The sequence below is a fragment of the Isoptericola maris genome (genome assembly GCF_048065335.1).
In the GTDB taxonomy this organism is placed as follows: Bacteria; Actinomycetota; Actinomycetes; order Actinomycetales; family Cellulomonadaceae; genus Isoptericola; species Isoptericola rhizosphaerae.
This window is the reverse complement of the sequence record NZ_JBLUNY010000017.1, coordinates 1-9951: the sequence shown is the minus strand read 5'-3', so window position 1 is coordinate 9951 and position 9951 is coordinate 1. Positions and strand designations below refer to the sequence as shown.

At 72.3% G+C, this 9951-nt stretch carries 9 protein-coding genes; 8 read left to right on the top strand and 1 reads right to left on the bottom strand.

Annotation, left to right across the window (positions count from 1 at the left end; genetic code table 11):
* Positions 1-131 precede the first annotated feature (131 nt).
* The 3 genes from ACH5HR_RS16715 to ACH5HR_RS16705 all read left to right on the top strand — a co-directional run bounded on the left by ACH5HR_RS16715 (position 132) and on the right by ACH5HR_RS16705 (position 3282).
* Positions 132-1316: an ROK family transcriptional regulator gene (locus tag ACH5HR_RS16715; RefSeq protein ID WP_402372278.1), complete on the top strand. Its 1185-nt coding sequence runs from the start codon at positions 132-134 to the stop codon at positions 1314-1316.
* Positions 1313-2068, top strand: coding sequence for an ATP-binding cassette domain-containing protein (locus ACH5HR_RS16710; RefSeq protein WP_402372276.1), 756 nt, complete (start codon positions 1313-1315; stop codon positions 2066-2068). Before ACH5HR_RS16715 ends, ACH5HR_RS16710 begins: the two co-directional genes overlap by 4 nt.
* Before the next feature lie 89 nt (positions 2069-2157).
* Positions 2158-3282, top strand: coding sequence for a substrate-binding domain-containing protein (locus ACH5HR_RS16705; RefSeq protein ID WP_402372274.1), 1125 nt, complete (start codon positions 2158-2160; stop codon positions 3280-3282).
* Positions 3283-3300: 18 nt separating this feature from the next.
* Here the strand turns inward: ACH5HR_RS16705 and purU are convergent, their stop codons facing one another.
* Positions 3301-4203: a formyltetrahydrofolate deformylase gene (purU, locus tag ACH5HR_RS16700; RefSeq protein WP_402372272.1), complete on the bottom strand. Its 903-nt coding sequence runs from the start codon at positions 4201-4203 to the stop codon at positions 3301-3303.
* Positions 4204-4232: 29 nt separating this feature from the next.
* Here purU and ACH5HR_RS16695 point away from each other — a divergent pair, with 29 nt between their 5' ends.
* The 5 genes from ACH5HR_RS16695 (at position 4233) to araA (ending at position 9885) form a co-directional block, all read left to right on the top strand.
* Positions 4233-4814, top strand: a complete 582-nt coding sequence (locus tag ACH5HR_RS16695; protein ID WP_402372270.1) for a GNAT family N-acetyltransferase — start codon at positions 4233-4235, stop codon at positions 4812-4814.
* A gap of 35 nt (positions 4815-4849) precedes the next feature.
* Positions 4850-5872, top strand: a complete 1023-nt coding sequence (locus tag ACH5HR_RS16690) for a LacI family DNA-binding transcriptional regulator (protein WP_402372918.1) — start codon at positions 4850-4852, stop codon at positions 5870-5872.
* A gap of 92 nt (positions 5873-5964) precedes the next feature.
* Positions 5965-7581, top strand: coding sequence for a xylulokinase (locus tag ACH5HR_RS16685; RefSeq protein ID WP_416478959.1), 1617 nt, complete (start codon positions 5965-5967; stop codon positions 7579-7581).
* 31 nt (positions 7582-7612) lie between these two features.
* On the top strand, positions 7613-8323 hold the full coding sequence (locus ACH5HR_RS16680) for an L-ribulose-5-phosphate 4-epimerase (protein ID WP_402372268.1): 711 nt from the start codon (positions 7613-7615) through the stop codon (positions 8321-8323).
* Positions 8324-8373: 50 nt separating this feature from the next.
* The gene (araA, locus tag ACH5HR_RS16675; RefSeq protein WP_416478957.1) at positions 8374-9885 is read left to right on the top strand and encodes an L-arabinose isomerase; all 1512 of its coding nucleotides are present in this window, start codon (positions 8374-8376) and stop codon (positions 9883-9885) included.
* The last annotated feature ends 66 nt before the right edge of the window (positions 9886-9951 follow it).

Sequence of the window (9951 nt, the reverse complement as noted above, 5' to 3'; positions counted from 1 at the left end):
CTCCAGGTGAAACACCCCCGGCCCCGCGGGGGGGGGGGCGGGGGGGGCCGGGGGGGGGGGGGGGGGGGGGGCCCCCCCCCCCCCCCGTCCGGCTTCCCCATTCGCTCCGGATCGTGAAGGGACGGCACCCGATGGCGGGATCTCAGTCGTCGCTGCGCGAGGCAAACCGCGCCCGCGTCGCGGACGCGGTGAAGAGGCACGGTGGCCTCACCCAGGTCGAGCTCGCCGGCGCGACGGGGCTCTCGGCGGCGACGGTCTCGGCGATCGTCAAGGACCTCGTGGCGGCCGAGATCGCCGAGGTCCGCAGCACCGTCCGCTCGGGGCGCAGGGCGCAGCTGGTGACCCTCGCTCACCGTGTCGGGCTGGTGGCGGGCGTCGTCGTCGGCTACCGGCACCTGCGGGTCGCCCTCGCCGACGTCTCGCACGAGGTGCTCGCCGAGCAGATCCTGCCCCTGCCGGCCGACCATCGCTCGGACACCAGCCTGGACCGCGTCGCGCTGCTCGTCGTGGACCTGGTGGAGCGGGTCGGCGCGGACCTGGGCGAGCTGCTCGGCATCGGCGTGGGGCTGCCCGCCCCGGTGAACCCCGCCACCGGCATGGTCGGCCTGCGCGGCGTGCTGCGGGGCTGGGACTCCGTCCAGATCGCCCAGGTCCTGGAGAAGCGGCTCGCGCGCCCCGTCTTCGTGGACAACGACGCCAACCTCGGGGCGCTGGCCGAGTCGACGCTCGGTGCCGGGCGTGAGCTGCGTGACCTCCTCTACGTCAACGTCTCGCAGGGCGTGGGTGCGGGCCTCGTGGTGAACGGCCGGGTCCACCGCGGTGCGGACGGCACCGCCGGAGAGATCGGTCACGTGCAGGTCGACCCCGCCGGCCGGATCTGCGCCTGCGGCAGCCGAGGCTGCCTCGAGACCGTCGTCGGCGGCCCGGCCCTGCTGGAGCCGCTGTATGCCAGCTACGGGCATCTCACGTTGCGAGACGTCGTCCGGCTGACCAAGGACGACGACCCGGGCTGCCGGGAGATCGTGGCCGACGCCGGCGCGACCGTCGGCGGTGTCGTCGCGGCGCTCGCCACCGGCCTGGGGCCGCAGCGCGTCGTCGTCGGCGGGGACCTGGCCGAGACGGGCGAGGTGTTCCTCGCCCCGCTGCGCGAGGCCCTGCGACGACGCACGGTGCTGAGCCGGTCAGGTGGTCCCGACGTGGTGCCGGCCGCGCTAGGGTTGCGTGCCGAGCTCCAGGGTGCGATCGCGCTCGCCCTGGAGAGCACCGACCTGTTCGAGCGACCCGACAGCACCGACGACGAGGGAGCGGGACGATGACGCCGCCGACCGACGGCACGCGCCGGCGCTCGCCCCTGCTCGCGCTGCGTGAGGTGAGCAAGAACTTCGGTGCCGTCGAGGCGCTCGTGGGCATCGACCTCGAGGTGTACTCCCACGAGGTCGTCGCCCTGGTCGGTGACAACGGCGCAGGCAAGTCGACGCTCGCCAAGGTCGTGGCGGGTGTGCTCACACCGGACGCGGGCCAGGTCGAGATCGAGGGGAGGCCGGTGACGATCCACTCGCCCTCTGCCGCCAACGCCCTCGGTGTGGCCAGCGTCTTCCAGGACCTCGCGGTGTGCGAGAACCTCGACGTCACGGCCAACGTATTCCTCGGACAGGAGATCCGTGGCCGGGCCGGCATGCTCCGTGACGGGCAGATGGAGGTCGACACACGCCGCCTCCTGGAGCACCTGACGGTTCGCATCCCGTCGGTGCGCACACCGTTGCGCAGCCTCTCCGCGGGGCAGCGCCAGGCAGTGGCCATCGCGCGGACGCTGATCGGCGAGCCGCGTATCGTCGTGCTCGACGAGCCGACGGCGGCGCTCTCCGTGGCGCAGACGGCCGAGGTGCTCACGCACATCGAGCGACTGCGGGAGATGGGGCTCGGGGTGATCCTCATCAGCCACAATCTCAACGACGTCCGGGCCGTCTCGGACCGCATCGAGGTGATGCGGCACGGGCGCAACAACGGGTCGTTCCCCGCCTCCGCGAGCCACGAGTCCATCCTGGCCGCGATCACCGGGGCTGCCTGACCGATCGATGTGATCAACGCACGCCGCACGGCGTGCGATCGAGACACGGAGTCCGCACGTGGTACGGCGGACTGAAACGGAGGAACGCGATGAATCGACGACTGGCAGCGGGCGCTGCCGTCGTGGGGACGGCCGCTGCGCTCGTCCTGTCGGGTTGCGGGGCCGACGAGGAGGAGGCCCCCAGCGGGGCGGGCACGATCGGTGTGGCGATGCCGACCGAGACGTCCGAGCGCTGGATCTCTGACGGCCAGACGCTCGCGGCCGGGCTCGAGGAGGCGGGCTACGACGTGGACCTGCGATACGCGGGCGACGACACCGCCGGCTTCAAGCAGGCCGACCAGGTGCAGGCGATGATCGACGGCGGTGCCGAGCTGCTGATCATCGCGGCCGTCGACGGCGCCGGTCTGGGTGACCAGCTCAAGGCTGCCGCGGCGCAGGACATCCCGGTCATTGCGTACGACCGGCTGCTTCTCGAGAGCGACGGCGTCGACCACTACGTCACGTTCGACAACTACGCCGTCGGCGTCGCCCAGGCCACGTCGCTGCTGCAGGGCATCGGCGTCGTCGACGACGACGGCGAGCCCACCGGTGACGAGGGCCCGTACAACATCGAGCTGTTCGCCGGTTCGCTCGACGACAACAACGCGCACATGTTCTGGGAAGGCGCGATGGACACGCTCGCGCCGTACCTCGAGGACGGCGTCGTCAAGGTGCCGTCGGGCCAGACCGAGATCGTCGCGGCCGAGACGTGGCGCTGGTCCAAGGACCTGGCCCAGGACCGGATGGAGAGCCTGCTCGCGCAGTTCTACGCCGACGGCACCGAGCTGGACGGGGTCCTCTCGCCGTACGACGGCGTCTCGCGGGGTGCCATCACCGCGCTCGCGCTGGACGGTCTGGGCCCGAAGATCGCCGACGGGATGCCCGTCGTGACCGGTCAGGACGCGGAGGCCGCCTCGGTCAAGCTCATCCGCGAGAAGATGCAGTACTCCACGGTGTTCAAGGACACGCGCCTGCTGGCCGATGCCGCGGTCGCGGCCGCGCTCGCCTACCTGGAGGGCGGGGAGCCCGAGGTCAACGACACCGAGACGTACGACAACGGGGTGAAGATGGTGCCGACCTACCTGCTCGGTGTCTCGACCGTCAACCGCGGTGACATCGATGAGGTCCTGGTGGACAGCGGCTACTACACCGACGACGAGATCACCGTCGGCTGACGCCCGGACCCGTCGGCGTCAGTGGAAGACGACCGTGCGGTGGCCGTCGAGCAGCACGCGGTGCTCGGCGTGCCACCGCACGGCGCGGGCGAGGGTGCGTCGCTCGACGTCCTCGCCGAGCGCGACGAGGTCGGTGACGGCCCGAGAGTGGTCGACCCGCTCGACGTCCTGCTCGATGATCGGGCCCTCGTCGAGGTCGCCCGTCACGTAGTGCGACGTGGCGCCGATCAGCTTCACGCCCCGCTCGTGCGCCTGCGCGTAGGGCCGTGCACCCTTGAACGACGGCAGGAACGAGTGGTGGATGTTGATGACCTGCCCGGACAGGTCACGGCACAGCTGGTCCGACAGGATCTGCATGTACCGGGCCAGCACCACGAGCTCGACGTCGAGCTCGTCGACGAGCTGCCGCAGCCGGTCCTCGGCCGCGGCCTTGGTGTCCTGGGTGACGGGCACGTGGTGGAACGGCTTGCCGTAGAACGCCGCGATGTCCTCCAGGTCGCGGTGGTTGCCCACCACCCCGACGACCTCGATCGGCATGCCCTGGTCCCGCTCGCGGTAGAGCAGGTCGACCAGGCAGTGGGCGGCGCGGGACACCATGACGAGCGTCCGCACGGGGCGACCCACGACGTCGAGGGTCCAGGTCATCTCGAAGCCTGCCGCGACGTCGGACATCGCGGCCTCCAGCTCCTCGCGCGAGGCGTGCGACTCGACCTGGACGCGCATGAAGAAGGTGCCGGACCCGGGGTTGCCGAACTGCTGCGACTCGGTGATGTTCCCGTCGTGCGCGGCGAGCATCCCGCTCACGGCGTGCACGATGCCGGGGCGGTCCGGGCAGGACATCGTCAGGACCCACTCGGTGGGGCGGCCCGGGCGCGAGCCGGTGGTCGTCGGAGGGGTCGGCTGTGTCGTCACGCACGCCATTGTCGCCCACGGTCTGCCACGATGGGGCCATGAGCGACACGACCGCCGTCCCGGACGGCGCCGCGGGCGGCACCGCAGCACCCGACAAGTCCACCCGGATCGCCCTGGTCGCCGACGACCAGGCCGGCGAGCTGCTGACGCTGCGGCGTGCGGCGTTCGTCTCCGAGGCGCAGCTGTACGACGACCCGCACATCCCGCCGCTGACGCAGACGCTCACGGAGCTGCGCGAGGACATGGCGCGCGAGGACATCGTGACGATCGGCGCGTGGGAGGGCCACCGGCTCGTCGGGTCGATCCGCGTCGAGGTGGAGGGCCCGAAGGCGACGCTGGGCCGGCTGGCGGTGGCCCCGGACCAGCAGGGCAAGGGCCTGGGCACCACGCTGATGTTCGCGATCCTCAACTACCTGCCCGAGCAGGTCACCGAGATCTGGGCGTTCACCGGCAAGGACTCCAAGCACAACCTCGCGCTGTACACCAAGCACGGCTACGAGGCGCAGTACGACGAGGCCGCCGGTCAGCTCACCATGACCTATCTGCGGCGGGTGCTGCACGCGGTCGACGCGCAGCAGGTGGACGAGGACGCCGCGGGTTCCTCCGCCGACCGCCCGTGACCGGCCAGGAGGCGCGCCGGGCCAGGCGTCCGTCGATGGCGGACGTCGCGGCCGTCGCCCACGTATCGCACCAGACCGTCTCGCGGGTCCTCAACGGTCACCCGAGCGTCCGCGGTGAGACGCGCGAACGGGTGCAGGCCGCGATCGAGCAGCTCGGCTACCGGCGCAACAGCGCGGCACGTGCTCTGGTGACGTCCCGCTCGGCCACGCTGGGCGTGGTGACGACGGGCTCTGCGCTCTTCGGGCCGACGAGCACGCTCATCGCCGTGGAGGAGGCGGCGCGGGACAAGGGCTACTTCGTGTCGGTCGCGACGTTGCGCGCGTACGACACGACGTCGATGCACGAGGCGCTCGAGCACTTCATGGCTCAGGGGGTGGACGGCATCGTCGTCATCGCGCCGCACGACGACGTGGCCGCGGCGGTCGAGTCGTTCCGCGCACCGGTGCCGGTGGTGGTCGTGGCGGCCCTCGAGGAGACGACGGCGGGGCGCGAGCCGGGAGGTCCGGCGTCGGCCACGATGTCGGCGGCGGTGGACCAGCGTGCGGGCGCCCGGGCGGCGACGGAGCACCTGCTCGGCCTGGGCCACGCCGACGTGGTGCACGTCGCGGGACCGCAGGACTGGTTCGACGCGCGCGAGCGTGCCGCGGGCTGGCGCGAGGCGCTGGAGGCGCACGGGGTCGAGGCGACCCGGCCGCGGACCTGCTCGTGGTCGGCCGAGGACGGCTATCGCGCGGGCCAGGCCCTGGCGGAGGCGGTCGTGGCGGGGGAGGGCCCGACGGCGGTGCTCGCGGGGAACGACCAGCTCGCCCTGGGGATCCTACGGGCGCTGTGGGAGCGCAACCTCGGCGTGCCGGACGACGTCTCGGTGGTCGGGTTCGACGACATGGCGGGCGCCGCCTACTTCGTGCCGCCGCTCACCACGGTGCGCCAGCCGTTCGCCGCGCTCGGTGCCCGGTGCGTCGCGATGGTGCTCGCGTCGCTGGCCGGCGACGAGGTGGCCGTGGAGCGGATCCAGCCGGAGCTCGTGGTGCGCTCGTCCACGGCGCCCCCTCGGTGAGCGCGCGGCCCAGGCCCGCCACGTGCGGCTTGGATCTCGCGCCATGTGAGCGCTAACATCATGCTGACCCGAACCAAGGAGTGAACACGGCGATGACGCTGCAGGACCAGGCGACCGTGCGGGACGCCATCACAGCCGGGCGGACGACGCTCGGGATCGAGCTCGGCTCGACGAACATCAAGGCCTGTCTCGTCGGCCCGGACCACGTGCCGGTCGCCGCCGGGAACCACGCCTGGGAGAACGAGCTCGTCGACGGCGTGTGGACGTACTCGCTCGACGCGGTGCACGCCGGGCTGCAGGGCGCCTACGCGGCGCTCGTGGCCGACGTCGAGGAACGCTACGGCGTCCGGCCCACCACCTACGCCGGGCTCGGGGTCTCCGCGATGATGCACGGCTACCTGCCGTTCGACGCCGCCGGCGACCTGCTCGTGCCGTTCCGCACCTGGCGCAACACCAGCACCGGACCTGCCGCCGCCGAGCTCTCCGAGCTGTTCGGCCACAACGTCCCGCTGCGGTGGTCGATCGCCCACCTCTACCAGGCGATCCTCGACGACGAGCCCCACGTGCCGCAGATCGCCTCGTTCACCACCCTGGCCGGCCACGTGCATCGGGCCCTGACCGGCCGGCACGTGCTCGGCGTCGGCGACGCGTCCGGCATGTTCCCCATCGACCCCGCCACGCGGGACTACGACCAGCGGATGCTGGGCCAGTTCCGGCACCTGGTCGCCGCCAAGCGCCCCGGGTTGCAGGTCGAGGGTCTCCTGCCCGCGGTGCTGCCCGCGGGAGCGGACGCCGGGCGGCTCACCCCCGAGGGCGCCGCGCTGCTCGACCCGACCGGCACCCTCGAGCCCGGGATCCTGCTCTGCCCGCCCGAGGGCGACGCCGGGACGGGCATGGTCGCCACGAACGCGGTGGCTCCGCGCACCGGCAACATCAGCGCCGGTACCTCCGTCTTCGCGATGGTCGTCCTCGAGGAGCCGCTCACGAGCGTGCACCACGAGCTCGACCTGGTCACCACCCCCGCCGGTGACCTCGTCGCGATGGTGCACTGCAACAACGGTGCCAGCGAGCTCGACGCCTGGGCCGGGATGTTCGGCGAGCTCGCCGCCGCGCTCGGGCACGACGGCGGTGCCGACGAGGTCTTCGGCGCCCTCTTCCGGGCGGCTCTCGACGGTGAGCCCGACGGCGGCGGTCTGCTCGCGTACAACTACCTCGCCGGGGAGCCGATCACGGGCCTCGACGAGGGCCGGCCACTCGTCGTCCGGACGCCCGGCAGCCGCCTCACGCTCGCGAACTTCATGCGGGCGCAGATCTACGGCGCGTTCGGCACGCTGGCGCTCGGGATGCGCGTGCTGCACGGCGAGGGCGTCGCCATCGACACGATGTTCGCCCACGGCGGCGTGTTCCGGACCGAGGGCGTGGCGCAGCGGCTGCTCGCCGCCGCCGTCGGCGCACCCGTCGCCGTCGGCCGCACGGCGGGGGAGGGCGGCGCCTGGGGCATCGCCGTCCTGGCGGCCTACGCGCGCGCGGCCACCGACGCCGGGGACGGCGCGGAGTCCCTCGCCGACTACCTCGGCACGCGGGTCTTCGCCGACGCCGAGCTGGAGGTCGCCGAGCCCGACGCCGACGACCTGGCCGGATTCACCACCTACCTGGAGCGGTACACCGCCGGCCTCGCGGTCGAGCGTGCCGCCACCGAGGCGCTGTAGCGCCGTCCCGACCGAACGGAGAACGATCCCGATGCCGATCACCGAGGTGCCCGACCACCTGCGGGCCGCCGTCGACGCCGCCAAGGAGAAGGTCGCGGCGCTGCACGCCGAGCTGCCTCGCTGGGAGCTCGTCGTGTGGACCGCCGGTAACGTCTCCGAGCGGGTGCGCAACCCGTCCGGAGGTGCCGGGGGCGCCGACGACCTCCTCGTCATCAAGCCCTCCGGGCTGTCCTACGACGACATCACGCCGGACGCGATGGTGGTGTGCGACCTGGAGGGCGCGCTGGTCGAGGGCGAGCGTGCGCCGTCGTCGGACACCGCCGCCCACGCCTACGTCTACCAGCACATGCCCGAGGTGGGCGGCGTGGTGCACACGCACTCCACGTACGCGACGGCGTGGGCGGCGCGCGGCGAGGAGATCCCGTGCGTGCTGACGATGATGGCCGACGAGTTCGGCGGCCCCGTCCCCGTGGGCCCGTTCGCGATCATCGGTGACGACTCGATCGGCCGCGGCATCGTCGAGACGCTGCGGGGCTCCCGCTCGAAGGCCGTGCTCATGCAGAACCACGGCCCGTTCACCATCGGGTCCGATGCCAAGGCGGCTGTCAAGGCCGCCGTGCTGTGCGAGGAGGTCGCCCGCGCGGTGCACGTCGCCCGCCAGCTCGGCGAGCCGCTGCCGATCGCGCAGGAGCACGTCGACTCGCTGTACGACCGCTACCAGAACGTCTACGGCCAGCGCTGACCCGATGCGGGCCGACGTCGGCCCTCGTCCGACCCTCTGAAAGGAAGCACATGAGCAAGCCCTACGGCGACCGCGAGGTCTGGTTCCTCACCGGCAGCCAGGACCTGTACGGACCGGAGACCCTGGAGCAGGTCGCGCAGCAGTCCCGTGAGGTCGCCGAGGCGCTGGACGCCTCCGGCGACGTCCCGGTGAAGGTGGTCTGGAAGCCCGTCCTGAAGGACTCCGGCTCGATCCGCCGCGCGATGCTCGACGCCAACAGCGACGACGCCGTGCTCGGCGTCATCACCTGGATGCACACCTTCAGCCCCGCGAAGATGTGGATCGCCGGGCTGGACGCGCTGCGCAAGCCGCTGCTGCACCTGCACACGCAGGCGAACGTCGAGCTGCCCTGGTCCGAGATCGACATGGACTTCATGAACCTCAACCAGGCCGCGCACGGCGACCGGGAGTACGGGTACATGCTGTCCCGTCTCGGCGTCGCGCGGACCACGGTGGTGGGGCACGTGTCGAACCCGGCCGTGCAGCGCCGCGTCGGCACCTGGGTCCGCGGCGCCGCCGGCTGGGCCGCCACGCACGAGCTCACGCTCGTCCGGTTCGGCGACAACATGCGCAACGTGGGCGTCACCGAGGGCGACAAGACCGAGGCCGAGCTGCAGTTCGGGGTCTCGGTCAACACCTGGGGCGTCAACGAGCTCGTCGCCGCCGTCGCCGAGGTCTCGGACGGCGCCGTCGACGCGCTGGTGGCGGAGTACGAGGAGCTCTACGACGTGGCGCCGGAGCTGCGCGCGGGCGGTGAGCGGCACGAGTCGCTGCGGTACGCCGCACGCCAGGAGATCGCCATGGAGGCGTTCCTCGTCGAGCGTGGGGCGAAGGCCTTCACCACGAACTTCGAGGACCTCGGCGACCTGCGCCAGCTCCCCGGGATCGCGGTGCAGCGCCTCATGAGCAAGGGGTACGGCTTCGGCGCGGAGGGCGACTGGAAGACGGCCGTGCTGGTCCGCGCCGCGAAGGTCATGGGTGAGGGCCTGCCCGGTGGCGCCTCTCTCATGGAGGACTACACGTACGACCTCACGCCGGGGAACGAGCTCATCCTCGGCGCGCACATGCTCGAGATCTGCCCCTCCCTGACGACGTCGAAGCCCCGCGTGGAGATCCACCCGCTCGGCATCGGCGGCAAGGAGGACCCCGTGCGCATGGTCTTCGACGCGGACGCGACCTCGGACGCCGTCGTCGTCTCGCTGGCCGACATGCGGGACCGGTTCCGCCTCACCGCGAACGTGGTCGACGTCGTGCCGCCCACCGCGGAGCTGCCGAACCTGCCCGTGGCCCGTGCCGTGTGGAAGCCGCGTCCGGACTTCGCGACGTCGGCCGAGGCCTGGCTGACCGCCGGCGGGGCGCACCACACGGTGATGTCGACCGCGGCCGGCATCGAGGCCTTCGAGGTGTTCGCCCAGATCGCCGGCACCGAGCTGCTGGTGATCGACGAGTCGACCACGCGGCGCGGGTTCACCGACCAGGTGCGCTGGAACCAGGTGTACTACAAGCTCGCCCAGGGCCTCTGACCCCACCCCCTGAACCCCCTCGCGCTGTGGGTGCACGACACGCCGCCGAGCCCGATGGCTCGGCGG